Genomic DNA, 25,332 nt, shown 5'->3' with positions numbered 1-25,332 from the left:
CCCTCATCCTAGCCGCCGACATGAGCACGCCCACCTACCGCATCGCCCCGTCCATCCTGTCCGCCGACTTTGCCCGCCTGGGCGAGGAAGTGCGCCGCGTGACCGAGGCCGGCGCCGACTGGATCCACTTTGACGTGATGGACAACCATTACGTGCCCAACCTGACCGTGGGCCCGCTGGTGTGCGAGGCGATCCGCCCGCACGTGACGGCCCCGATCGACGTGCACCTGATGGTGCGCCCGGTGGACCGGATCATCCCGGACTTTGCCAAGGCAGGCGCCAATATCATTACCTTCCACCCGGAAGCCAGCGAGCACGTGGACCGCTCGCTCGCGCTGATCCGCGACCACGGCTGCCAGGCCGGCCTGGTGTTCAACCCGGCCACGCCGCTGCACCACCTGGACCACGTGATGGACCGCCTGGACGTGATCCTGCTGATGTCGGTCAACCCGGGCTTCGGCGGCCAGTCGTTCATCCCCGAGACGCTGAACAAGCTGCGCGCCGTGCGCCAGCGCATCGATGCATACACCGCCCGCACCGGCCGCACCATCCTGCTGGAAGTGGACGGTGGCGTGAAGGTGGACAACATCGCCGAGATCGCGGCGGCCGGCGCCGACACCTTCGTGGCGGGCTCGGCCGTGTTCGGCAAGCCCGATGCCGACGGCGGCTATCGCGGCATCATCTCGGCGCTGCGCGGCGAACTGGCCAAGGTTGGTCAGCAGGCCGGCCAATAATGGAAGGCGTAGTCCTGCGCCGCACCGACTGGCGCGGCATCGAAGGGGTGATCGTCGACCTGGACGGCACCATGGTCGACACCGCGGGCGATTTTCACGCCTCGATCAATGCCATGCTGCTGGCGCTGGGCCGCCAGCACCCTAACCTGGGCCCGGTGGCGCCGATGTCCGAGGCTGAGATCGTCAGCTATGTCGGCAAGGGTTCGGAGAACCTGATCCGGCGCGTGCTGGACGCGCGCTTCTCGCCGCTGCACGCCAACGGCCTGTTCGCCGACGCCTATGCGCTGTACGACCGCGAGTACATCCGTATCAACGGCCAGTTCTCGCAGGTCTACCCCGGCGTGCGCGAGGGGCTGGCGGCGATGAAGGCGGCGGGGCTGCGCCTGGCCTGCGTGACCAACAAGCCCTACAGCTTCACCGAGCCGCTGCTGGCCAAGACCGGGCTGGCGAAATACTTCGAGCTGGTCTACGGCGGCGACGCCTTCCCGCTGCGCAAGCCCGACCCCTTCCCGCTGCTGAAAGTGGCCGCCGCCTTCGGGCTGGAGCCGTCGGCGATAGCGGCGCTGGGCGACTCGGAAAACGACGCGCAGGCGGCCCGCGCGGCCGGCATGGGGGTGCTGCTGGTGCCCTATGGCTACAACCATGGCAACCCTGTACAAGGCGTTGACGCCGATGGTATAGTCGACTCCATTGCCCATGCCGCAGCGCTGTTTGCAGCACATTGGGCAGGTCATCGATAGTCCGGGTTGTTGATCTCGGCCAAATTCGTCGATCTCGACCAAATCCCTGAACATTTCAATGTTTCTCAACCGCAAACGCATCTCTTCTGGCAGTGATCGGCAGGCCTGGCCCTGGCGTCGCTGGCGCGCCTCCCAACAGGCGTAAAGTGCGTTCGCGAGTCTGCTGACACGCTCTCGACCCGAGGGCGTCGCCACAACCGGCCAAGGTAGCCACCGATGCCGGGCATCACCACCCAAACCCGCCAAAAGCCAGCGTAGCCATATTTCTCTGCTACGTTTAGCTCAAGAACGCGCCGCACGCCCTCTCTCCGGCCGTGTGCAGCCTTGTCCGCAAGCTTGCTGCACCACGGTCCGCCACCGGGGCGGGATTCCATACGCTCCAGCCTTATCTGCCGACAAGCGGCGCCGCGCCTGACCCATGCCGCAGCGCGGGCCGCACAAGAGGACCGACATGACCGAACTGGAATTCAAATCGCTGGCCGACCAGGGCTACAACCGCATCCCCCTGATCGCCGAGGCCTTTGCCGACCTGGAAACACCGCTGTCGCTGTACCTGAAGCTGGCCCAGTCGCAGACCCGTGGCGTCAACACCTTCCTGCTGGAATCGGTGGTGGGCGGCGAACGCTTCGGGCGTTTTTCGTTTATCGGCCTGCATGCCCGCACGCTGCTGCGCGCCTATGGCAACCGCACCGAGGTGGTGACCGACGGCAAGGTGGTGGAAACCCATGAAGGCAATCCGCTCGACTTCATCGCCGAGTTCGAGGCACGCTTCAAGGTGGCGCTGCGCCCCGGCCTGCCCCGCTTCTGCGGCGGCCTGGCCGGCTACTTCGGCTACGACGCGGTGCGCTATATCGAGAAGAAGCTCGCCAACACGCACAAGCCCGACGACCTGAACCTGCCCGACATCCAGCTGCTGCTGTGCGAGGAACTGGCGGTCATCGACAACCTGTCGGGCAAGCTCTACCTGATCGTCTACGCCGACCCGACCACGCCCGAGGCCTACCCCCGCGCCCGCCAGCGCCTGCGCGAGCTGCGCATGAAGCTGCGCCAGCCGGTGGACGTGCCGGTCACGAGCCCGTCGGTACAGACCGAGGTCTACCGCGAGTTCGCCAAGCCCGACTACCTGGCCGCGGTGCACAAGGCCAAGGAATACATCATGGCCGGCGACATGATGCAGGTGCAGATCGGCCAGCGCCTGGTCAAGCCCTACCGCGACGCGCCGCTGTCGCTGTACCGCGCGCTGCGCTCGCTGAACCCGTCGCCGTACATGTACTTCTACAACTTCGGCGACTTCCAGGTGGTGGGTGCCTCGCCGGAGATCCTGGTGCGCCAGGAAGAGCGCAAGGTCGGCACCAACGGCGACACCCGCAGCGAGCACATCGTTACCATCCGCCCGCTGGCCGGCACGCGCCCGCGCGGCAATACGCCGGAAAAGGACGCCCAGCTGGCCACCGAGCTGCTGAACGATCCCAAGGAGATCGCTGAGCACGTGATGCTGATCGACCTGGCGCGCAACGATATCGGCCGCATCGCCGAGACCGGCTCGGTCAAGGTCACCGACAAGATGGTGATCGAGAAATACTCGCACGTGCAGCATATCGTCAGCTCGGTCGAAGGCACGCTGCGCGAAGGCATGAGCAACCTGGACGTGCTGCGCGCGACCTTCCCGGCCGGCACGCTGTCGGGCGCGCCCAAGGTCCACGCCATGGAGATCATCGACGAGCTGGAACCGCGCAAGCGCGGCATCTACGGCGGTGCGGTGGGCTACCTGTCGTTCGGCGGCGAGATGGACCTGGCGATCGCGATCCGCACCGGCATCGTCAAGGACGGCAACCTCTATGTGCAGGCCGCCGCCGGCATCGTTGCCGATTCGGACCCCGAAGCCGAATGGAGGGAAACCGAAGCCAAGGCGCGCGCCGTGATTCGCGCCGCCGAGCAGGTCCAGGATGGCCTGGACTCCGACATCTGAAAGAACAGGAGACAGACGCCATGCTGCTGATGATCGACAACTACGATTCGTTCACCTACAACCTGGTCCAGTATTTCGGCGAACTGGGCGTGGACGTGCGCACCTACCGCAACGACGAGATCACCATCGAGGAGATCGAGGCGCTCAAGCCTGACCACATCTGCGTCTCGCCCGGGCCGTGCAGCCCCAAGGAAGCCGGCATCTCGGTGGCGGCGCTGCAGCACTTTGCCGGCAAGATCCCGCTGCTGGGCGTATGCCTGGGCCACCAGGCCATCGGCGAGGCCTTCGGCGGCAAGGTGATCCGCGCCAAGCGGGTCATGCACGGCAAGGTCAGCACCATCGAGACCACCCAGCAAGGCGTGTTCGCCGGGCTGCCCAAACACTTTGACGTGACGCGCTATCATTCCCTGGCAATCGAGCGCGAAACCCTGCCCGATTGCCTGGAGATCACCGCCTGGACCCCGGACGGCGAGATCATGGGCGTGCGCCACAAGACGCTCGCCGTCGAAGGCGTGCAGTTCCATCCCGAGTCGATCCTGTCCGAACACGGCCATGCCATGCTGGCCAACTTCGTCAAGGCGCAGCGATGAGACTGCTCGATTCCGCACCCGCCAGCACGCACCACGCCCCGCAGACTTCAGATACTGAGAACGCCATGTCCATCACGCCGCAAGAAGCCCTGACGCGCTGCATCGAGCACCGCGAGATCTTCCATGACGAGATGCTGCACCTGATGCGGCAGATCATGCAGGCGCAGATCTCGCCGGTGATGGCCGCCGCGATCCTGACCGGCCTGCGCGTCAAGAAGGAAACCATCGGCGAGATCTCCGCCGCCGCGCAGGTGATGCGCGAGTTCGCCAACAAGGTGCCAGTCGCCGATCGCGAAAACTTCGTCGACATCGTCGGCACCGGCGGCGACGGCTCGCACACCTTCAATATCTCGACCGCTTCGATGTTCGTCGCGGCCGCCGCCGGCGCCAAGATCGCCAAGCACGGCAACCGCGGCGTCAGCTCCAAGTCGGGCAGCGCCGATGTGCTGGAAGCGCTGGGCGTGAACATCATGCTCACGCCCGAGCAGGTCGGCCAGTGCATCGAAGAGACCGGCATCGGCTTCATGTTCGCGCCCACGCACCACCCGGCGATGAAGAACGTGGCCCCGATCCGCAAGGAAATGGGCGTGCGCACCATCTTCAATATCCTGGGCCCGCTGACCAACCCGGCCGACGCACCCAATATCCTGATGGGCGTGTTCCACCCCGACCTGGTCGGCATCCAGGTGCGCGTGATGCAGCGCCTGGGGGCCAAGCATGCCATCGTGGTCTACGGCAAGGACGGCATGGACGAGGTCTCGCTGGGCGCCGCCACGCTGGTGGGCGAACTGAAGGACGGCGAGGTCCGCGAATATGAAATCCACCCCGAGGACTTCGGCCTGCAGATGATCTCCAACCGCGGCCTGAAGGTGGCCGATGCGACGGAATCGAAGGAAATGCTGCTCGAAGCGCTGACCAACGTGCCGGGCACCCCGCGCGAGATCGTGTCGCTGAACGCCGGCACCGCGCTGTACGCCGCCAACGTGGCCGACTCGGTCGAAGACGGCATCCGCCGCGCGCGCGAGGCCATCGCCAGCGGCGCAGCGCGCGAGAAGCTCGACCAGTTCGTGCGCGCCACCCAGCAGTTCAAGGCCTGATCCACATTTTTCTGACGGAACGCCTTATGTCCGACATCCTGCAAAAGATCCTGGCCGTGAAGGCCGACGAAGTCGCCGCCGCGCGCAAGAAGCGCGAGCTGCCCAGCCTGCGCGCCGAGGCCGAAAGCCTGCGCAGCGAAGCCGGCCTCGCCCCGCGCGGCTTCGAGCGCGCGCTGCGCGAGAAGATCGCCGCCGGCGATGCCGGCGTGATCGCCGAGGTCAAGAAGGCCTCGCCGTCCAAGGGCGTGCTGCGCGAGCACTTCGTGCCCGAGGCGATTGCCGAAAGCTACGCCAGCCATGGTGCCGCCTGTTTATCGGTGCTGACCGACGTGAACTACTTCCAGGGCCACGCAGACTACCTGAAGCGCGCCCGCGGCGCGTGCCCGTTGCCTGCCCTGCGCAAGGACTTCATGGTCGACCTGTACCAGGTCTATGAAGCGCGCACCTGGGGCGCCGACTGCATCCTGCTGATCGTCGCCGCGCTGGACCCTGGCCTGATGGCCGACCTGGAAGCCTGTGCGCTTGAGCTTGGCATGGACGTGCTGGTGGAAGTGCACGGCGACGACGAGCTCGACGCGGCCCTGCGCCTGAAGACCCCGTTGCTGGGCGTGAACAACCGCAACCTGCGCACCTTCGAGGTGTCGCTGGACAACACCCTGGACCTGCTGCCGCATATGCCGGCCGACAAGCTGGTGGTGACCGAATCCGGCATCCTCGGGCCGGCCGACGTGCAGCGCATGCGCGATGCCAACGTGCATGCCTTCCTGGTTGGTGAGGCGTTCATGCGGGCGCCGGATCCGGGCGTGGAGCTGGCGCGGCTGTTTGCCTGAGCGATGGCCCAGGAAATCGAACTCAAGCTGGCCGTCGCCGACGACGCCCTGGCCCCGCTGGCCGCCTGGCTCGACGCCAACGGCGCGCCACAGGGCGAAGCCACGCTGCTCAACGTCTACCTTGATACGCCGGAACACGACCTGGCCCAGGCGCGCGCCGCGCTGCGGCTGCGCCGCAAGGGCGAGCAATGGCTGCAGACGCTGAAGACTGCCGGCAGCAGCCAAAGCGGCCTGGCAACGCGGAATGAGTGGGAAACCGAGATCGCCGGCGAGGCCATCGACCTGCAGTGCTTCCCTGCCGACGCGCAGACCGTGCTGGCACCACTGGTCGACCGGTTGGCGCCGGTGTTCCGCACCGACTTTGTCCGCCGCACCTGGCTGGTCACGCAGGACGGCGCGCGCATCGAAGCGGCGCTCGACACCGGCACCATCACCGCGCCGGCCAGCGCCGCGCAGGAACGCATCCAGGAACTCGAACTGGAATGGCTGGAGGGTGACGCCGCGCATGCGGCCGATGCCCTGCGCGCCTTTGCCGCGCGGCTGACCACCGTTGCCGCGCTCGCGCCCTCAGACCTCAGCAAAGCCGCCCGCGGCTACCGCCTGGCGGGAATCGCCGAGGGCAAGGCGTCATAATCGCGGTTTTCCCGCCAAGCTCTCCTCACGCATGCAAGCCGATCTCTTCGCCGCCGAAGCCCCCCGCGCCCCCGGCGAACCGTCCCCTGCCGCCAGCCTGCAGGCCCAGGCCGACGCCCTGCCCGCCGCCTGGCGCGCGCTGATGGACCCGTGCATCCGTGTGCCGGCGTGGCAGGAACTGGCCGCCTTTGTCGATGGCGAACGCGCCGCCGGCAAGGCGGTATTCCCGCACCATGTCTTCCACGCCCTGCACCTGACGCCGCCCGACGCGGTCAAGGTGGTGATCCTGGGCCAGGACCCCTACCACGGCACCGGCACCGTCGGCGGCGTGGAGCTGCCGCAGGCCCACGGGCTGGCGTTCTCGGTGCCGGAAGGCATCAAGGTGCCGCCCAGCCTGCGCAATATCTTCAAGGAAATCGCCGCCGAGTTCGGCGCCAACGGCAACGGCGCGCCGCGCACCTCCGGCAACCTGGAAGGCTGGGCGCGCCAGGGCGTGCTGCTGCTCAACACCGTGCTGACGGTCGAGCAGGGCCAGGCCGCCAGCCATGCGCGGCGCGGCTGGGAAGCCGTCACCGATTGCCTGATCCAGAGTCTCGCCGCCAGCCGGCCGAACCTGGTGTTCATGCTCTGGGGCAGCCACGCGCAGGCCAAGAAGCCGCTGCTGGGCGCCGGCCACTGCGTGCTGGAAGCGCCGCATCCGTCGCCGCTGTCGGCGCACCGGGGCTTCCTGGGCTGTGGGCACTTCCGCGAAGCCAACCGCTGGCTGGAAGCGAACGGCCGCACGCCGGTCGACTGGACAGCCGCCTAGTCCCTTAAATCGTCGGCCGGAACTCGAAGCCGGCGAACTCCCCTTCCCCAGGCCCGGCCTCGACAAACGTCACTTGCGCCGCCGGCGGGCCCCGTTCCATCCACGCCTGCAGGGCTTCGAGCTGCTTGACCGTGCCGTGCGCCATCACCTCGACGGTGCCGTCGATCCGGTTGCGCACCCAGCCGCCAAGCCCCAGGTCGTCCGCCGCGTCGGCGCAGGCGGCGCGGTAGCCCACGCCCTGCACACGCCCATGCGCGACCAGGCGCCAGGTTTCTTTCTTCATGGCTCTTTCCTCTGAGCGCACGCCGGCGGCTTGCGCGAAGTGTCATCCACAACAAGTAAACTAGACCGCCATGCCGGGCGTTACAAAGGGATGCGCGCCGCCCGGCGTGAAGCCGGCGGCATGCGGGCTTTGCCATTGTCCGCCGGGGCCGCGAACCAGGGCCGGGTTACAAGCCCCGCCATCCAAGCTCGATACAAGCCCGAGAAGCACCCATGATGCCACCCGCCGACCACCACGCGGCCCCGCCCGCCCCTGGCTACGACAGCCAGCTGCTGCGCGCGCCGCCCAATCGCTTCGACCTTGCGCTGCTGCCGATCATCCTGGCCGTGATCGTGATGGTCGCGTTCGCCGCGCAGCAGATGAATGCCCCGTTCCACCCCGACCAGCAACTGGCGGTGCACCTGGACGTGGCCTACCTGCCCTATTACCTGATGCGCACCAGCATCCGCATGCTGGCGGCGCTGGCGGCGTCGCTGCTGTTTTCGCTGGCCTTTGCCGCGCTGGCGTCCAAGAGCCGCACGGCGGAGAAGGTGCTGGTGCCTGCGCTGGACATCCTGCAGTCGATCCCGGTGCTGGGCTTCCTGTCGATCACCGTGACCGGCTTTATCGCGCTCTTCCCGGGCAACATCGCGGGGGTGGAATGCGCGGCGATCTTCGCCATCTTCACCTCGCAGGCGTGGAACATGGCGTTCAGCCTGTACCAGTCCTTCCGCACCATCCCGGGCGACCTGCTTGAGGCCGCGGCCATGTTCCGGCTGTCGCCGTGGCAGCGCTTCTGGCGGCTGGAAGTGCCGTTCGCCATGCCTGGGCTGCTGTGGAACATGATGATGTCGATGTCCGGCGGCTGGTTCTTCGTGGTGGCGTCCGAGGCGATCTCGGTGTCGGGCCACGATATCCGCCTGCCCGGCATCGGCTCCTATATCGCGCTGGCGATCCAGCAGCAGGACCTGGCCGCGATCGGCTGGGCCATCCTGGCGATGCTGGTGGGCATCCTGGTGTACGACCAGCTGCTGTTCCGCCCGCTGGTGGCGTGGGCCGACCGCTTCCGCTTCGAGACCCTGGCGCAGGACAAGACACCGCAGTCATGGCTGCTGGACCTGATGCGCCGCTCGGCGTGGGTCGGCGCGCTGCTGGTGCAGACAGCGGCGCTGGCCGGGCGCACGCTGGCGTGGGGCGCGCGCCGCGGGCAGGCCCCGGCGCTGCCGGAAAATCCGCGTCGCGCGCAGTGGTTCGGCCGCCTGCGCGACGCCGTGATCATACTGGTGGCGCTGGCCGCGCTGCTGCGCGTGGGTTACTTCGTGCACAGCGAGGTGGGCTGGGCCGAGGTCGGCCATGTGCTGTGGCTCGGCACCATCACCATGGTGCGCGTGGTGGTGCTGATCGCGCTGGCGGCGCTGGTGTGGGTGCCGATCGGCATCCGCATCGGCCTGAACCCGGACCTGGCGCGCATCGCCCAGCCGGTGGCGCAGTTCCTGGCCGCCTTCCCGGCCAACCTGATGTTCCCGCTGGCGGTGATGCTGATCGTGCGCTTCGGGCTGAACCCGGAGATCTGGCTGAGCCCGTTGCTGATCTTCGGCACGCAGTGGTACATCCTGTTCAATGTGGTCGCGGGGGCCTCCGGCATCCCCACCGAGCTGAGGCTGGCGGCGCGCAACTTCGGGCTGCGCGGCTGGCTGCTGTGGAAGCGCTTCCTGATCCCCGCGGTCTTCCCCAGCCTGCTGACCGGGCTGGTGACGGCCGCCGGCGGCTCATGGAACGCGAGCATCGTGTCCGAGTACGTGACCTGGGGCAACCGCACCGTCGTCGCCACCGGGCTGGGCAGCTATATTGCCGAGACCACCGCGCGCGGCGACTTCCCGCGCATTGCGCTAGGCATAGTCGTGATGGCGCTGTTCGTGGTCGGCTTCAACCGGCTGCTGTGGAACCGCCTGTATCAACTCGCGCAAGAGCGCACCCGCTTGTAAGGCAATCATGGCCGAGAACCATACTCCCACCGCTGCCGCGCCTGCCGTGATCGATCTGCGCGGCGTCGGCAAGATCTTCCGCACCGCCAGCCAGAGCGACCGCGCCGTGCTCGAAGGCGTGGACCTGACCCTGCGCGAGGGCGAGATCGTCGCCATGCTGGGCAAGTCCGGCTCGGGCAAGTCCACGCTGCTGCGCATCATGGCCGGGCTGGTCGGCGCCGACCGCGGCGAGGTGCATTTTCGCGGCGAGCGCCTGGCCGGCACCGCCGAAGGCATCGCCATGGTGTTCCAGTCGTTCGCGCTGTTCCCGTGGCTGACGGTGCAGCAGAACGTCGAGCTGGGGCTGGAAGCGCAGGGCGTGCCGAAGGCCGAGCGCGAGCGCCGCGCCGAGGCCGCGATCGACATGATCGGGCTGGCCGGCTTCAACAGTGCGCTGCCGCGCGAGCTGTCGGGCGGCATGCGCCAGCGCGTGGGCATTGCGCGCGCGCTGGTGACCGAGCCCGACCTGCTGCTGATGGACGAGGCCTTCTCGGCACTGGACGTGCTGACCGGCGAGACCCTGCGCGACGAGATGCTGGCGCTGTGGGAAAGCGGCCGCGCCAATATCCGGAGCATCCTGATCGTCTCGCACAATATCGAAGAGGCGGTGATGATGGCCGACCGCATCGTGATCCTGTCGAGCGACCCGGGCCGCATCCGCGCCGAGGTGCGGGTGGCGCTGCCGCGCCCGCGCAACCGCGACAGCGCGCAGGTGCGCGCGCTGGTCGACGAGATCTACGCGCTGATGACCGCCCCCGCTGCCGAAGCGCGGCTGCCCGCGCAAGCGCCCGCGCGCCAGATCGCCTACCGGCTGCCTGAGGCCGACATCAGCCAGATGGAAGCCATCCTCGACCTGTTGTGCGAAGCGCCCTTTGACGGCCGCGCCGACCTGCCCCACCTGGCCGACGAAGCCGGCCTGACCGACGACGAACTGCTGCCCGCCTGCGAGGCGTTGCAGCTGGTGCAACTGGTTTCGATCGAGCGCGGCGACATTGCCGTCACCAATGCTGGCCGTGCGTGGTATGCCGCCGAGCCGCAGCAGCGCAAGGTAATGTTCGGCCAGCAGCTGCTGGGCAACATCGCGCTGGCCGCGCATATCCGCCGCGAACTGGTGGCCAGCGAAGCCGGCGAGATCCGCGAGGAACAGGTGCTGAACGAGCTGGAGCAGTTCCTGAAGCCCGCCGAGGCCGAGCGCGTGCTCAGCGTGGCGATCGGCTGGGGGCGCTACGGCGAGATCTACGAATACAGCTACAACAGCGGCATGCTGACGCTACCCGAGGAAGAGCTACCCGAAGCGCAGTCAGCCGAAGACTGACCGGTTTTGGGCGCTCAGGCGCGCGCGCGCATGGCGCGCCCGATTGCCCCCGTGCGCAGCGCGATCTTGGCCGCGTCCTCGCGCAGCGCGCGCAAGCGGCGGTCCAGCACCGCGTTGGCCGAACGGCCGGTGGAGCTGGCGGTGGGGCCGGCCTCGTGGCTGGATTCGCCGGCGGCGGCGGCATGCACCAGCACATCGGTGCGGCGCTTGTCGGCCGAATCGGCCAGGCGGGCGCGGCGTTCGGCGGCGGCGTCTTCGGCGGCCTCTTCAACTTCGGCGCTGACGGTGCCGTCGATGGTCGCTACCGGCTTGTCCGCGGCCGCAGGCGCTGCCTCCTTGCGTTCCACCGGCGGTTTCACGCCGCGGATAAAGCCCGCGCCGCGGCCACCGCCTCGCTCATCGGCATGCAGCCGCTCGCTGGCCACCTGCAGGCTGTGGCTGGCGGCCTCGGTGGCCTGTTCGATCGCGGCTTCGGCGGCCGGGATATCGAGCTCGTCATAGTGCTGGCGCACCTGGATGCGCGCCGCCGCCACGTGCGCCGCCACCAGGTAGTTCTGCACGATAAAGCGGTTCAGGTTGTCCACCGCGCGGTGCCGGCTCTTGGGCTCGTCCAGCATGCGCTGGAACGACGAGATCAGCGCCGACAGGTTGTCCATGAACTGCTTGCGCTGCACGCGGTAGGCAAAGTCGTCCTTGGCCCGGCGCAGCAGCAGGTCGCGCGTGGCGCCGATATAGCGGCGGTTGGCCTGCAGCACGGCCTCCACCAGCTTGGGAATGGCGCGGTATTCCCAGCTCGGCAGCACAAAGCTGAACAGCGAGGCGATGATGCCGCCGATCACCGTGTCCACCAGCCGCTCGCCGGCCACGGTGGGACTGTTCGGCATCAGCAGGTGGATCTGGATCAGCACCTGGATGCAGGCGGCAATCGCGGTGTAGCGGTACTTGATGGTCACGAACGCGGCGCTGGCCACCAGGGACAGGAACAGCACGCCCAGCAGGATCAGCGGCTGGTGTACCACCTTGAGGATCGCGACCGAGACCATGCAGCCGATCAGCGTGCCGATCACGCGGTCGTTGTAGCGCTGCTTGGTCATGCTGAAGTTGGGCTTCAGGATGACGATGATGGTCAGCAGGATCCAGTAGCTGTGCGACACATAGGGCAGGTGCTCGGCGATCCACAGCCCCAGCGCCACCGCCATGCAGATGCGCAGCGCAAAGCGGAACGCCGGCGAACGCCACTTCAGGTTGTCGCGCAGCACGCTGAACTCATACTTCTGGCGCGTCAGGAACGGCGTCATGTCGGAGCCGGGCAGCACCTTGGCCGGCTCCACCGGCGTGCGCGAGGCCTCGTGCAGCTGGCCGATCAGCGTGACCGCGCCGCGCATCATGTCGAGCGTCTCGACCAGCGCCGTCATCGCCGCCGGGTTGATATGGTGGTGGCGCAACTGCGCGATCTCGGCCTCGACCGCGCGCAGGCCCTGGCGGTATTCCACCGTGGCGTACGAGGCACGGCCGCGCGTGACCTCATAGGCGATCTCTTCCACGTCCTTGCACATCAGCATCACCAGCGCGCGCAGGTGGTCCAGCACCGGCGTGCCGGCGAAGGTCTGGCGCAGGAGCGGATAGTCGGTGTTGGTCGACAGGATGTACTCATACAGGTCGAGCATGCGCATATGCACCTGCACCAGCAGCCCGTCGTGCGGGGTTCGGTTGCCGCGCAGCACCAGGTCGCGCGCGGCCTGCTGGCGCTCGGCCACCACGATCTGCTGGCGCACCAGCTGGTTGAACTGGGCCTCGAAGTCGTTGCCGGCGTCGTAGAAGCCGGCCTTGATCTCGAGATAGCCGGCCAGCTCGTACAGCGACTCGGCGAGCACCTGCTGCCTGGTGCGGCGCTCGGTGATCCAGCTCACCAGCATCGCATAGCCCAGGTAGGCGACCGCGCCGATGCTGAACAGCGCCGCGTGCTCCAGCGCGCGCCGCACCAGGAAGTCTTCGTTGATCGTGAGGGTCATCACGAACAGCGCCGCGAACTGCAGCGGCAGCGTCTTGTTGCCGTACACCGTCATCATGCCGGCCAGGAACGTCACCAGCACCAGCAGGAACGGCATCACGCGCGGGAACGGCGTGGCCAGCCCCACCACCAGCGTGACCACGCTGCACAGCAGCACGCTGGCCAGCATCTCGTTGAACTTGTGGTTCAGCGGACTGGGCAGGTCCATCAGGCTGGTGCACAGCGCCCCCATCGACACCACCATGGCGGTGGGCAGGTCGCTGAACTGCAGCGCGATCAGCGTGGCGCCGATCACGCCCGTGGCCGAGCGCAGCCCCCGGTAGACGTAGTGCGAATAGAGGAAGGTGCGGGGATCGTGCGCGTATTGCATGCAGCGGGGGCGATGGACTGCGGTGGCGGGTGTGGCTGCGGAAGACTAATTCACTGGCCCAGCCAGCGCGAGCGTGCCGCGTGCCGTCCGCTCTCGAGCTTGACCTTGAACTGCGCCGCCGGCTCGCGCGCCAGCGTCACTGGCAGCGCCTGCAGCTCGTCGCGCCGGAAGGCGTGCAGCTCGATGCGGTCGCCGGTGCGGTAGCGCGCCAGCATCTTGTCGAGCTGGCCGGGCGCCACGCGCAGGCCGTCGATGGCCACCAGCAAGTCGCCCGCGGACAGACCCGCGGCCTGCGCCGCGCCGCCGTCCAGCACCTGGCTGACGCGCACCCAGCCGTCCTCGGTCTTGACCTTGATCCCCAGCGCCGCGGTGCGCGCCGGCTTCTGCGCCTCGGCCTTGACGCCGAACGCCTTGAACAGCGCCGGCAGCGGCAGCTCGCCGGTGCCTTCGGTCAGCGAGCGCAGCAGCGGCCCCATGCGCAGGCCCGTGACTTCATCGAACAGCGCATGGACCTCGGCCTCGGTCACGCCGCGCTGCACTGCGCCCGGCGCATAGAAGTCGCGGCCGTAGCGGTGCCACAGCGCGCGCATGACATCATCCAGCGAGCGCCGCCCGCGGGTCTTGTCGCGGATGGTCAGGTCCAGCGCCAGCGCCACCAGCGAACCCTTGGTGTAGTAGCTGACGATGGCGTTGGGGGCGTTCTCGTCCTGGCGGTAGTACTTGGTCCAGGCGTCGAAGGAGCTTTCGGCCACGCTTTGCTTGGTGCGGCCGCTGCCGCGCAGCACGCCGTTCCAGGTCTTGGCCAGCATCTCGATGTACTGCGCATCGGTGACGCAGCCCGCGCGCACCAGCACCAGGTCATCGTAGTAGCTGGTGAAGCCTTCGAACAGCCACAGCAGCGGCGTGTAGGTTTCCTCGGCCAGCCGGTACGGCACGAACGCGGCCGGCTTGATGCGCTTGACGTTCCAGGTATGGAAATACTCGTGGCTGCAAAGCCCGAGGAAGGTGCGGTAGCCCTCGCTGGTTTCGCTGTCGCCCCGCACCGGCAGGTCATTGCGCGCACAGATCAGTGCGGTGCTGGCGCGGTGCTCCAGGCCACCATAGCCGTCGGTGGTGACCATCGTCATGAAGACATAGCGGCGGTTGCTGTCCAGGAATGGCGCCTGCGCGGTCTTGGGTTCGAACAGCCGGATCTGCGTCTCGCAGATGCGCTTCAGGTCGCGGCATACGCGCTCGATGTCCAGTTGCGGCACGCGCCCGGTGAAGACCACGTCGTGCTGCGCGCCGCAGGCGCGGAAGCTGGCCAGCTGGAAGGTGCCCATCTCGACCGGATGGTCGACCAGCTCATCGTAGTCGGCCACCTGGTAGCGGCCGAAGCCGTAGCGCTTCGCGCCTTCGCGGCCCGGCGCCTCGCGCATGGCGGTGGCCACGCGCCAGTCGCGGTAGGCCTCGCCCGCGGGTGCATGGATATCGACCGTGCAGGGCCGCTCGGCCTGCCCGTCCACGCACAGGAACACCGAGCTGCCGTTGAAGAAGCCATGGGTGGTGTCCAGGTGTGCTGCGCGCACCGACAGGTCCCAGGCATAAACCTCGTAGCTGAGCGTCATCGGGCCGTCGCCAGCGCTGACCGGCGCGGCCTGCCAGCTCTGCTTGTCGAGCTTGGTCAGTTTGACCTCGCGCCCGCCCGCATCGGCACGGATGCGCACGATATTGCGCGCGAAGTCCCGGATCATGTAGCTGCCCGGGATCCAGGCCGGCAGCGAGAAACGCTGGCCGGCGGGATCGGGCTCGCTCACGGTGACGGTAACGGCAAACAGGTGCGCTTCAGGCTGAAGCGGGGCGATGGCGTAGCGGATCGGCGTCATGAGCAGGATTGTAACGTCGGCACATACGGTCGGTGCCGACGCGGTTTTGCAGCAAGGCCACTATCGCGCGCGCTCAGCCGCGATTCACATCCACCACCACGCGCCCGCGCATGCCCCCTTCCATGATCTTGCGGCCCGCCTCGATGGCATCGCCCAGGCCGATCTCGCGCGTCAGCGCATTGAGCCGGTCCGGTTCCAGGTCGCTGGCCAGCCGCTGCCAGGCCTGCTCGCGCAGCAGCATCGCCGCCATCACGCTGTCGATGCCGTGCAGCGTGATGCCGCGCAGAATGAACGGCGCCACCGACCCCGGGAAGTCCAGGCCCTGCGCCAGCCCGCACGCCGTCACCACGCCGCCGTAGCGCACCTGCGCACAGGCATTGACCAGCGTGTGCGAGCCGACCGAGTCGACCACCGCGGCCCAGCGCTCTTTCTGCAGCGGCTTGCCGGGCACGCCCAGCTCGGCGCGGTCGATCACTTCGTCCGCGCCCAGCGCCTTCAGGAAATCGGCCTCCTTGGTCTTCCCGGTCGAGGCCACCACCTTGTAGCCAAGCTTGCTCAGCAGCGAGATCGCCAACGTCCCCACCCCGCCCGAGGCGCCGGTCACCAGCACCTCGCCGTCGCCCGGGCGCACCGGGCCGTTGACGCCGCCGCGCTCCAGCGCCAGCACCGACAGCATCGCGGTATAGCCCGCGGTGCCGATCGCCATGGCCTGGCGCGTGGTGAAGGCGTCGGGCAGGCGCACCAGCCAGTCGCCCTTCAGGCGCGCGCGCTGCGCCAGGCAGCCCCAGTGCGTCTCGCCCACGCCATAGCCGTTGAGCACCACCTTGTCACCGGCCTGCCAGCGCGGATGCGCGGATTCCAGCACCGTGCCGGCACCGTCGATGCCCGCCACCATTGGCCACTTGCGCACCACCGGCGAGCGGCCCGTGATCGCCAGCCCGTCCTTGAAGTTGATGGTGGAATAATCGACAGCGACCAGCACGTCGCCATCGGCGGGAAGTTGCGCGTCGTCGAGCGTGGCGATGCTGGCCTGGGTGGCGCCGTCGGCCTGGGTCAGCAGCAATGCCTGGAAGGTCATGGTGTCTCCTTTGTCGCCTGTAGGCGATCGCATGCAATGAGGGGAAAAGCAGAAAGCAGAACGGCCGGACAAGTCCGGCCGTCGATCGGGCCGGGACTGGTCCGGCGCGCGCTTATTTCTTGAGGCTGGCGAGCTTGCGTTCCAGCGTGGCGACGTCGGCCGCGCCCGGGATGCGGGTGCCGTCCATGAAGAACACAGCAGGCGTGCCGTTGATATTCAGACTGTGGCCAAGCGCCAGGTTCTCTTCCAGCGGGGTCTTGCAGCTGCCGTTGCCGCTCAGCGCCACCTGCTTGAGCATCCAGTCGCGCCAGGCCTTGGTGCGGTCGGACGCGCACCAGACCTGCTTGGCCTTGGTTTCCGAATCCGGCGACAGCACCGGGTACAGGAAGGTGTACACGGTGATGTTGTCCATCTGCTGGAAGGTCTGCTCGATGCGCTTGCAGTAGCCGCAGTTGGGGTCGGAAAACACCGCCACCTGGCGGCTGCCATCGCCCTTGGTCCACTTGATCGCGCGCGCCAGCGGCAGGTCCGACCACTTGATGCGGTTGATCTCGGCCAGCCGCTCCTCGGTCAGGTTGGTGCCGGTGCGGGTGTCGATCATCTCGCCGTTCAGGATGTAGCGGCCCGAGGCGTCGGTGTAGACCACCTGCCCGCCGATATTGGCCTCGAACAGGCCGGGCACCGGGGTCTTGCTCACGCTCTTCACTTCGGCGCGGCCGCCCAGCATCTTCTGCAGCGACTCCTTGATGCGGTCGGTGCCGGGTTCGCCCGCTGCCATGGCATGCAGCGCGAAGCCCGCCGCGGCCAGCCCGCCGACGATGGCGGTGATCGCGGCGCTCATGGCGGGGCGGCGGCGCAGGAATTGGAACATATGGACTCCAGAGTATTCGGTAAAGGGATCGGAACTTGGGTTCGGCCGCGGTCAGCCGAGCGCGCGTCCGATCAGGAAGCGCTTGAGCAAGGACTGGCCGCCGACCGCGCGCATGCCAGTGTTGCGCACCACGCGCGCCACGTCGCCGGGCAGCGAGAACAGCCGGTGCAGCCCGTCGGTGGCCGCGGTCAGCGACAACAGGTCGGTGGCGCGGGCGCGCTCGTAACGGCGCAGCAGGCGCAGGTCGCCCTCGCTGCGGAAAGGTTCTTTGTCGGCCATCACGCGGCCAAGTTCCGCGACATCGCGCAGGCCCAGGTTCATGCCCTGCCCGGCCAGCGGATGCACCACATGGGCGGCGTCGCCCACCAGCACCACATGCGGCTGCACGAACTGGTCGGCACGCTGCAGCACCAGCGGGAAGCCCTGCGCGGGGGTCACGCAGCGCAGCGCGCCGAACTGCGCGCCGATCGCGCCGCTGGCGCCCTGCATCACGGTGGCGGCCAGCGCCTCGGGCGACAGCGCCAGCAGCTCGCGCGCGTGGGCCTCGTCGGCGGACCAGACCATCGACACATGGTTGTCCGGCAACGGCAAGATCGCCAGCACTTCGCCGTTGGCGGGCTCCTCGTCGGCCATCAGCTTTTCCGGCGCGCCCAGGAACCATTGCCAAGCAGTTTCCTGGTGCGGGCGCTCGCAGGCGAAATTGGCAACCACGCCCAGCTGGCGGTACTTGCGCGTGCTGACGCCGATATGGCATTGCTGGCGCAGCCAGGAGCGCGCGCCGTCGGCACCGACCACGCAGGCCGCGCGCAGCTTCTCGCCATTGCCCAGGGCCAGCGTGACGCCGTCCGGGTCGCGCTCGAATGCGCTGGCGGTGGCATCGTGCCACGTCACCTGGTGCTGGAAGCCCAGCGCCGTGTCCAGCGCCCGCTCGACATGGCCGGATTCGATGATCCAGGCCAGCTGCGGCACTGAGGCGGCGTAGGCCGAAAAATGCAGGTCCCCGTCCAGGCTGGGCGAAGTCTCGGCCGCGCTGACATCGCCGAACACGCGCATGTCGCGCACCGGCTGGATCCGCGCCGGGTCCAGCGCTTCCCACACGCGCATGCGCTCCAGCAGCGCATGCGAGCTGGCCGAGAAGGCGTAGATGCGGCTGTCCCAGTCATCCGGGCCGGCCGCCGCGCGGGCGCTGGCGCGAGGCGGCTTCGGCGCGACCAGCGCCACGTCCATGCCCTGCTGGGCCAGCAGCAGCGCGCAGGACTTGCCGACGATGCCGCCGCCGACGACGGCAACCTGGAAAGCGGATGAGTTACGCGCGGACGGGCGCGCGGACGCGTGGGATCGGGTCATGGCTGGATTATAGCCACGTCACTCCGCGGCCCGTCCGGGCCAGGTCTGGCAGCAGACGCCAGGCAAGCAGACCCGCCGGAAAATGCAGGGCGAGCGCCGCAAGCAGCACGCCATTCTCGGCCGGCTCTTATATATCGTCCGGTCATAAGGCTTAGAACAAAACAATACATATGGCGGTCCGCGGCCGGTCAGGTGCAGGGCTATATTGAAACGAAATGTTTCACGCCGGGGAACTAACCACCTGAAGGGAGGTGGAAAAATGCTTAAAGAAGCACTATGGATTGCCGCCGCCAGCATTGGGATCATTGGAACGGCACTAGGGGGCACCGGTCCTCGCGATGTCTACACAGATGGCGCGAAGGTTTCCAGGTTCGATGTGTATACCGATGGAGCGCGCACCACCGACGCCCGCGACGTCTTCACAGATGGGGCACGCGTCATCGACAAGCGCGACATGTTCACGGACGGCGCAAAGACCACGGATAAGAGAGACGTATTTACCGACGGAGCCTGATCGCACAGGAATCGATCGAGCGCCAGATCGCAATGCACGGCCAAGCTTGAAACCTTGGCCGTCTTGTTTTGCCGGCCGGGCTCCGCTTTGCTGCAGGCGCCATCCCAGAGCGTCCGCAAGCGCAGCCAACCCGCGGCCAGCCTTCGTCGCCCCTCTGCCAATTCCGGCACCTGAAAGGGTTACAATCGCGGTTTTCCGTGGCAAAACCCGCACAACATCGTTGAGCCAGCGCGATGTGATGTCTTTGTCTCGTCCCGATGCAGTCCCGGTGGTAATGGAATCCGCGCCTGTCGCAGACTTGCCGGCACGGGCCCGCACCGGTACGCATCACGCAACCCATTGATTCCTAAGACAACACCATGAGCCTCCAATGCGGCATCGTCGGCCTGCCCAACGTCGGCAAGTCCACGCTGTTCAATGCCCTGACCAAGGCCGGCATCGCCGCCGAAAACTACCCGTTCTGCACCATCGAGCCCAATGTGGGCGTGGTCGAAGTGCCGGACCCGAGGCTCGGCAAGCTGGCCGAGATCGTCAAGCCTGAGCGCATCCTGCCGGCCACGGTCGAGTTCGTCGATATCGCCGGCCTGGTGGCGGGCGCCTCCAAGGGCGAAGGCCTGGGCAACCAGTTCCTGGCCAATATCCGCGAATGCGACGCCATCACCCACGTGGTGCGCTGCTTCGAGGACGATAACGTCATCCACGTGGCCGGCAAGGTCGATCCGCTGTCGGATATCGAGGTCATCAACACCGAACTCGCACTGGCCGACCTGGCTACCGTCGAGAAGGCCCTGGCCCGCTACATCAAGCCGGCCCGCGCCGGCGACAAGGAAGCCCTGCGCTTGGTCGCGGTGCTGGAAAAGGCCCAGGCCGTGCTCGACCAGGCCAAGGCCGTGCGCACCCTGGACCTGGCCCCGGAAGAGTGGGAAGCCATCCGCCCGTTCTGCCTCATCACCGCCAAGCCGACCATGTACGTCGCCAACGTGCGTGAAGACGGCTTCGAGAACAACCCGCACCTGGACGCCGTGCGCGAGTACGCCAAGCAGACCGATTCCCCCGTGGTCGCCGTCTGCGCCGCCATCGAAGCCGAGATCGCCGACCTCGACGACGCCGACAAGGCCGAATTCCTGGCCGACCTGGGCATGACGGAACCCGGCCTGGACCGCGTGATCCGCGCCGGCTTCAAGCTGCTCGGCCTGCAGACCTACTTCACGGCCGGCGTCAAGGAAGTGCGCGCCTGGACCATCCACGTCGGCGACACCGCCCCCAAGGCGGCCGGCGTGATCCACACCGACTTCGAACGCGGCTTCATCCGCGCGCAGACCATCGCCTACGAGGACTTCATCTCGTTCAAAGGCGAGGGCGGCGCGAAGGAAGCCGGCAAGATGCGGGCGGAAGGCAAGGAGTATGTGGTGAAGGATGGGGATGTGATGAACTTCCTGTTCAACGTCTAAGCCAAAGGCACCATTTCAAGAAATCTCACAACATCTCATCGAACCCAGGAAGCCCAGCATTTGCTGGGCTTCTTCGTTTCCAGCCGTCCTCACGTGACTTCTTGTCATCTCATCAAAAACCGGGTACAAAGTCGGGTATGGGAGCGCCGTACCCGGTCGGGACGGAAAGTTCATACCCGGTTTCCCCCCGAATACCGCGCCCCGCTTAGCTTTCGAGGCCGACATGCTCACCGATACCCAGTGCCGTAACGCGAAGCCCAAGGACAAGTCCTACAAGCTGACGGACGGCAACGGCCTCTTCCTCGAGGTCAAGCCAAACGGGGTCAAAGCGTGGCGTTACCGCTTCGAGCTAGCGTCGGACGGAGTCCGCAAGGAAAACCTGTTTGCCATCGGCGAATACGTCTACGTACCAGCCGGCGAAACCCCGGCACAAGCCCAAGCACGCCGAGGCGGTGCCCGATTCACATTGGCCGAGGCCCGGGAGGAGCGCACCAAAGCCCGGGCCTTGGTCAAGCAGGGGATCAATCCGGCACATCAGCGGCAGCTGGAGCGCATTCAGCGCGCCCAGGCAGCCGCCGTCACCTTTGAGGCGGTGGCACAGGAGTGGTTGGGACTGAAGGACTGGGAGCAAACCACGAAGGACCGACGCCTGGACATGCTTACCAGAGTGGTATTCCCGAAGATCGGACGCCTGCCGGTCGATTCAATCAAGCCGGCACACATCCTGGACGTCCTGAAGACCGCGGCCGGGAATAACGGCCCCACGGTGGCGGCCGAAGCCAAACGTACGATGTCCGGTGTATTCGAGCTCGCGGTGTCCACCCTGCGGGCTGAGGCCGACCCGGTGTACCCGGTTCGCAAGGCTTTGCCGGCCAACAAGACGCAACACAAGCGCCCGCTCAGCACCGAGGAGATCGGGCAACTGCTCCGCGACTTGGACGGCTACGAACGGAACTTCCAGACCGTAGCGGCGTTCCGCCTCATGTGGATGACCCTCTGCCGACCCAACGAGGTTGTCGGCGCCCGCTGGGATGAGATGAATCTCGATGCCGGAATCTGGCGGATCCCCCCGGAGCGAATGAAGAAGCGCAAGGAACATGTTGTCCCGCTGCCGCGCCAAGCAATCGAAATGCTGCGCGCGCAACAAGCCGTCACCGGCCGCCATGCACATGTGTTCCCCAACCGGGACGATCGCACGATGCCTATGACGGATGCCACCTTGCGTCAGGCCCTCAAATACCTGGGCTGGTCGGGCAAGTACAGCCCGCACGCTACGCGCACGACCGGCAGCACCCGCCTTAATGAAATGGGCTACGCGGCCGACTGGATCGAGCGGCAGCTAGCCCACATAGAACCCAATGCCGTGCGGCGGACATACAACCATGCCGACTACCTGGCGGACCGAACCACGATGATGCAGGCATGGGCGGACATGCTGGATTTATGGAAGAACGGCGCCAAGGTGTTGCCGATCGGTAGCAAGCGCGCCTGACGGGTAAGAGCCACGCCTGGATCGAGCGATCGAAAGGCCGGTTACCCACACGGCTTGCGCGGCGTCAGCAAGAACAAAGATCTTCGGAGTCTGTAAGTGTCTGAACTATGCGTTGATGGGGATCGTTCCCACGATGGGACCGATGATATCGATGAGCTCTGGAATCTTCATGAGGATTTCAGCGTCGCCGATGCTGCTGCGCTTGTCGCAGGCTACAACCCGACGCTGGTTCAGCGTTGCGAGCAAGACACTCTCATTCACCAGAGTTTCCCGCGGTATCCCGTTGTCTTGGACGCTCTCACCAGAGCTATAACGAACCGCCGCCTGAAGGCCGCCATCCGCGTTTCCGCACGCGAGTATGGGTATGCGGACCGTATGGCTGACATCGAGTACTTTGCGTTTATTGAGGACGCTCTACCGGAAGGCAACACGGTAGAAGATGATGAGGTGCTGGCCAAAGATCGCAGTTGTATCTACAAGCCATTCCCCGATTGGTCCCTTAGCACGATCGCCAGGGAGGATCTGATCGACTGGCTGCGACGGCGCGGCGTCAGCTCAGGTTTTTTCTTCCCAGCTGGCACTGATGCTCCCGACTATCTTGACCCCGGCAATCCGCGTTATGCCTCTAAGCTAGCGGCAGCGGTGCGCGCCTGGCAAGCCGTGACCGATTCCGGTGGCGCCAGTCCGAAAAAGGCTCTTGTGAAGTGGCTGCGCGAACATGCGGCAGAGTTTGGCCTAACCGACGACGAAGGGAAGCAAAACGAAACTGGGATTGATGAGGTTGCTAAGGTGGCCAACTGGCAGCCAGGCGGCGGCGCACCCAAGACCCCTAGCGAATAACCCACCCCCCCCAAAACCCGCGCCACTCCTAGCTTTCAAGGCTGGCGCGACTTCTAACCCACCCACCTTTTCTGGAGAAACCCGCCCACCCCCGCCCCAATTTCTGGGGGGCAGGTATTCGAAACCTGCCCATCTATTCCCAGCCCCCTGTTGTGGCAAAGAATCCATACCGCATCAACTCACTTCACGAGGTAACGCGGTATGCCACAAGGCACCACAACCCACGCAAAACGCTCATCGACATCCACGCTACTCGCCCATCTGATAGGGAAGCTGCCCGATACCGGCTATGTTCGCCAATCCCAACTGATCCCCGCCATCCTGCCGTTCTCTAGTGCCACGTTGTGGCGCAAGGTGAAGGCTGGCACATTCCCTAAGCCGGTCAAGCTGTCGGAACGCGTCACCGCCTGGGATGCGTCATCCATACGCGAATACCTTGCCGATCCTGCCGGCTACCGCAGCGAGGGCTAATCGTGATGCCACCTCGAGAAAAGGAGGTACACGTCCACGCCCCTGAGTTGCCTATCACTTGTCCCTATTACCTGGGCGCAAGTGAATGCCGTAACCGCTGCCAGGCCGCTCCGCTCCGCCTCTGCGCTGTCCTCTCGTTCTTCTTGGGGGCGTAAATGGGTCGCGTGAGGAAACGCTCCACTGAAAGATTTATTGGGATCCCACATTGGGTCATGCAGAGTGCCGCATACCGATCGTGCCCCCACCCGGCTAGGTCGCTGCTGCTCGATATCGTCATGCAGTACAACGGGCGGAATAACGGCTCGCTGGTAGCCTGCGACAAATACCTAAAGCCGCTTGGCTGGCTAAGCAGCGATGTCATTGCTCGCGCGAAGGACAAACTATTGAAGTGCGGCCTGCTGGTCGAGACTCGGAAAGGGCAGCGTCCAAACAAGGCCGCTTGGTATGCCTTGGGCTGGCGACCGCTGGATGTAAAAGACGGAATGGACATTAACCCCCGCGCCTACCGGACAATTTCACAACATGAAATTAACACCCTTACCCCGTCTCACGGAGCAAGGAGCCGCGGCATAGCTCCGTCTCCCGGAGTAGATGGTGCTCCGCCTACTCCGCCTCGCGGAGCTATGCGGGGTGTTTTGGGGGGGATACCTACTCCGCCTCACGGAGCGTATCTAGATATAGCCATACCCTCAGCGGAATCTGTCCCATCTAGGAAGAATGCTGGTGCGGAGGTCGCTTCATGCGCGTGAAACGCCAATGGATGAATCGCCCGCGCACCGCGCATCTCACATCGGCGCAATGCCAGAGGGTGCAGGATGGCCGCTCGCCTACGAGCAAGTCGGCACGCCGTCCGTCGGTGACGCCAGGAGTCTCGGTGGAGGATGTGTACGGCCTGCGTCTAGCCGTGGCCGTCGCGGGGGCGGCAATTTGCCATACGGCGATTCAGGCGATAGACAGCAAGGGCATACTGTGCCGAGCACGCGCGGCACGCACGCACACCCTGCGGGAGCATCGAAAATCTCCGCACCCACCACATCGTGCGCTGAGCCATGAGCCGGCGCTCCGTGTGGTCATGGAGAACGGCATAACCCTTTACAAAATCTGTCACGAAGATGAGCACCGCAAAGCAGCCTAACCAAAAGAAACCGGCAAAACCCGCGACGAAGAACGTAGCACCGAATCGCTCCATTGGGCGCCCATCATCGTTCACCCAGCGCCTCGCCGAAACCATCTGCATCCGGCTCGCCTGCGGCGAGAGCTTGCGCAAGATATGCGCGGACGAGGGGATGCCGGACAAGGCGACCGTGTTGCGTTGGCTATACACGAACGAGGAGTTTCGCACCCAGTACGCGCGCGCGAGGGAGCTGCAACAGGAATTCATGGCCGAGCAGATTCTGGAGATTGCGGACGACGGCACCAACGATACCTACGAGGACGAAGGCGGGAACATGCGCATCGACCACGACGTGATCCAGCGCTCGCGCCTGCGCGTCGATACGCGCAAGTGGCTGATGTCCAAGCTGGCGCCGAAGAAATACGGGGAGCGAGTAGATGTAACCCACGGCGGCCAAGCAGAGAACCCGCTGGCCATGCTGCTGAAGCAAGTGCAAGGCACCTACATAAAGCCGGTGGCCGAACCGCTTGACGAGGAGGATGATTGATTTGCTTTCCGCAGCACTCAATCTCGAGTTAAAGCGACGCATCGAACAGTCCCGGGGTGCGCTCGCCCTGCACACCAAAGCGCCTCGCCGGTCGGCTTCCTGGCGCGGGACTTGCGCAACTTATCAGTCCTCCGGCGGTAGCAGGATGTCCGGCATCACGAACTCCTCGGCCTGGTGCCTTGGCATCCCCGCTGCCATCAGGGTTGCCACCTGCGTCGCCGCCTGCTTACTTAGGCTCTGGGCGAACTCCTGAATCGTCCCGTCCTTCGTCATTTCCTTGTACGCCTTCGGGCGCCACTGTTTCCAGTGCCGAAGGATCAGGCCCGTGTACTGGAGTCCTAGCATTCACTCTCCATCAT

The 25,332-nt window shown here is 66.2% G+C and carries 24 protein-coding genes; 17 read left to right on the top strand and 7 right to left on the bottom strand.

Annotated features, from left to right (window positions below; all coding sequences use genetic code 11):
• Nucleotides 1-20: 20 nt before the first annotated feature.
• The 8 genes from rpe (at nucleotide 21) to DN412_RS24305 (ending at nucleotide 7,401) form a co-directional block, all read left to right on the top strand.
• Entirely contained in the window at nucleotides 21-734 is a 714-nt protein-coding gene (gene rpe / locus DN412_RS24340; RefSeq protein WP_115213926.1) for a ribulose-phosphate 3-epimerase, read from the top strand.
• A complete protein-coding gene (gph, locus tag DN412_RS24335) occupies nucleotides 734-1,474 on the top strand; it encodes a phosphoglycolate phosphatase (RefSeq protein WP_115213925.1) in 741 nt (246 codons plus the stop codon). Before rpe ends, gph begins: the two co-directional genes overlap by 1 nt.
• 451 nt (nucleotides 1,475-1,925) lie before the next feature.
• Entirely contained in the window at nucleotides 1,926-3,443 is a 1,518-nt protein-coding gene (gene trpE, locus DN412_RS24330) for an anthranilate synthase component I (RefSeq protein WP_115213938.1), read from the top strand.
• A 20-nt stretch (nucleotides 3,444-3,463) separates the two neighbouring features.
• Nucleotides 3,464-4,033: an anthranilate synthase component II gene (locus DN412_RS24325; protein WP_115213924.1), complete on the top strand. Its 570-nt coding sequence runs from the start codon at nucleotides 3,464-3,466 to the stop codon at nucleotides 4,031-4,033.
• A 65-nt stretch (nucleotides 4,034-4,098) separates the two neighbouring features.
• A complete protein-coding gene (gene trpD, locus DN412_RS24320) occupies nucleotides 4,099-5,130 on the top strand; it encodes an anthranilate phosphoribosyltransferase (protein WP_115213923.1) in 1,032 nt (343 codons plus the stop codon).
• Nucleotides 5,131-5,156: 26 nt separating this feature from the next.
• Complete coding sequence (gene trpC / locus DN412_RS24315) at nucleotides 5,157-5,960, top strand: indole-3-glycerol phosphate synthase TrpC (protein ID WP_115213922.1); 804 nt, start codon at nucleotides 5,157-5,159, stop codon at nucleotides 5,958-5,960.
• A 3-nt stretch (nucleotides 5,961-5,963) separates the two neighbouring features.
• Complete coding sequence (locus tag DN412_RS24310; RefSeq protein WP_115213921.1) at nucleotides 5,964-6,593, top strand: CYTH domain-containing protein; 630 nt, start codon at nucleotides 5,964-5,966, stop codon at nucleotides 6,591-6,593.
• A 31-nt stretch (nucleotides 6,594-6,624) separates the two neighbouring features.
• The gene (locus DN412_RS24305) at nucleotides 6,625-7,401 is read left to right on the top strand and encodes a uracil-DNA glycosylase (protein WP_115213920.1); all 777 of its coding nucleotides are present in this window, start codon (nucleotides 6,625-6,627) and stop codon (nucleotides 7,399-7,401) included.
• A 4-nt stretch (nucleotides 7,402-7,405) separates the two neighbouring features.
• Here DN412_RS24305 and DN412_RS24300 read toward each other — a convergent pair whose 3' ends face one another.
• Nucleotides 7,406-7,684, bottom strand: a complete 279-nt coding sequence (locus DN412_RS24300) for an acylphosphatase (protein WP_115213919.1) — start codon at nucleotides 7,682-7,684, stop codon at nucleotides 7,406-7,408.
• Nucleotides 7,685-7,896: 212 nt separating this feature from the next.
• Here DN412_RS24300 and DN412_RS24295 point away from each other — a divergent pair, with 212 nt between their 5' ends.
• Nucleotides 7,897-9,648: an ABC transporter permease gene (locus DN412_RS24295; RefSeq protein ID WP_208647651.1), complete on the top strand. Its 1,752-nt coding sequence runs from the start codon at nucleotides 7,897-7,899 to the stop codon at nucleotides 9,646-9,648.
• A 7-nt stretch (nucleotides 9,649-9,655) separates the two neighbouring features.
• Entirely contained in the window at nucleotides 9,656-11,002 is a 1,347-nt protein-coding gene (locus DN412_RS24290) for an ABC transporter ATP-binding protein (protein ID WP_115213918.1), read from the top strand.
• A gap of 14 nt (nucleotides 11,003-11,016) precedes the next feature.
• Here the strand turns inward: DN412_RS24290 and DN412_RS24285 are convergent, their stop codons facing one another.
• The 5 genes from DN412_RS24285 to DN412_RS24265 form a co-directional block, all read right to left on the bottom strand.
• On the bottom strand, nucleotides 11,017-13,383 hold the full coding sequence (locus DN412_RS24285) for an FUSC family protein (protein WP_115213917.1): 2,367 nt from the start codon (nucleotides 13,381-13,383) through the stop codon (nucleotides 11,017-11,019).
• 50 nt (nucleotides 13,384-13,433) lie between these two features.
• Nucleotides 13,434-15,248 carry a M61 family metallopeptidase gene (locus DN412_RS24280; protein ID WP_115213916.1) on the bottom strand — a complete coding sequence of 605 codons (1,815 nt, stop codon included), beginning with the start codon at nucleotides 15,246-15,248 and terminating at the stop codon, nucleotides 13,434-13,436.
• Between the two features lie 73 nt (nucleotides 15,249-15,321).
• Nucleotides 15,322-16,326, bottom strand: a complete 1,005-nt coding sequence (gene acuI / locus DN412_RS24275) for an acrylyl-CoA reductase (NADPH) (protein WP_115213915.1) — start codon at nucleotides 16,324-16,326, stop codon at nucleotides 15,322-15,324.
• A gap of 112 nt (nucleotides 16,327-16,438) precedes the next feature.
• A complete protein-coding gene (locus tag DN412_RS24270) occupies nucleotides 16,439-17,197 on the bottom strand; it encodes a DsbC family protein (RefSeq protein WP_078198026.1) in 759 nt (252 codons plus the stop codon).
• A gap of 51 nt (nucleotides 17,198-17,248) precedes the next feature.
• Nucleotides 17,249-18,544, bottom strand: a complete 1,296-nt coding sequence (locus DN412_RS24265; protein ID WP_115213914.1) for a UbiH/UbiF family hydroxylase — start codon at nucleotides 18,542-18,544, stop codon at nucleotides 17,249-17,251.
• 259 nt (nucleotides 18,545-18,803) lie between these two features.
• Here DN412_RS24265 and DN412_RS24260 point away from each other — a divergent pair, with 259 nt between their 5' ends.
• The 7 genes from DN412_RS24260 to DN412_RS24235 all read left to right on the top strand — a co-directional run bounded on the left by DN412_RS24260 (nucleotide 18,804) and on the right by DN412_RS24235 (nucleotide 24,973).
• Entirely contained in the window at nucleotides 18,804-19,058 is a 255-nt protein-coding gene (locus DN412_RS24260) for a hypothetical protein (protein WP_115213913.1), read from the top strand.
• A gap of 359 nt (nucleotides 19,059-19,417) precedes the next feature.
• Entirely contained in the window at nucleotides 19,418-20,509 is a 1,092-nt protein-coding gene (gene ychF / locus DN412_RS24255; RefSeq protein WP_115213912.1) for a redox-regulated ATPase YchF, read from the top strand.
• A 223-nt stretch (nucleotides 20,510-20,732) separates the two neighbouring features.
• Nucleotides 20,733-22,001: a tyrosine-type recombinase/integrase gene (locus tag DN412_RS24250; protein ID WP_115213911.1), complete on the top strand. Its 1,269-nt coding sequence runs from the start codon at nucleotides 20,733-20,735 to the stop codon at nucleotides 21,999-22,001.
• A gap of 96 nt (nucleotides 22,002-22,097) precedes the next feature.
• The gene (locus tag DN412_RS24245; RefSeq protein ID WP_115213910.1) at nucleotides 22,098-22,841 is read left to right on the top strand and encodes a hypothetical protein; all 744 of its coding nucleotides are present in this window, start codon (nucleotides 22,098-22,100) and stop codon (nucleotides 22,839-22,841) included.
• Nucleotides 22,842-23,042: 201 nt separating this feature from the next.
• Nucleotides 23,043-23,312: a helix-turn-helix transcriptional regulator gene (locus tag DN412_RS24240; protein WP_115213909.1), complete on the top strand. Its 270-nt coding sequence runs from the start codon at nucleotides 23,043-23,045 to the stop codon at nucleotides 23,310-23,312.
• 739 nt (nucleotides 23,313-24,051) lie between these two features.
• The gene (locus DN412_RS43305; protein WP_145970223.1) at nucleotides 24,052-24,447 is read left to right on the top strand and encodes a hypothetical protein; all 396 of its coding nucleotides are present in this window, start codon (nucleotides 24,052-24,054) and stop codon (nucleotides 24,445-24,447) included.
• Complete coding sequence (locus DN412_RS24235) at nucleotides 24,425-24,973, top strand: terminase small subunit-like protein (protein WP_208647650.1); 549 nt, start codon at nucleotides 24,425-24,427, stop codon at nucleotides 24,971-24,973. The genes DN412_RS43305 and DN412_RS24235 overlap by 23 nt, the downstream gene beginning before the upstream one ends.
• A gap of 123 nt (nucleotides 24,974-25,096) precedes the next feature.
• Here DN412_RS24235 and DN412_RS24230 read toward each other — a convergent pair whose 3' ends face one another.
• Complete coding sequence (locus tag DN412_RS24230; protein ID WP_115213908.1) at nucleotides 25,097-25,318, bottom strand: hypothetical protein; 222 nt, start codon at nucleotides 25,316-25,318, stop codon at nucleotides 25,097-25,099.
• Nucleotides 25,319-25,332 lie beyond the last annotated feature (14 nt).

The sequence above is a fragment of the Cupriavidus lacunae genome (assembly GCF_003353055.1).
In the GTDB taxonomy this organism is placed as follows: Bacteria; Pseudomonadota; Gammaproteobacteria; order Burkholderiales; family Burkholderiaceae; genus Cupriavidus; species Cupriavidus lacunae.
This window is presented reverse-complemented; position numbering and strand designations above follow the sequence as displayed.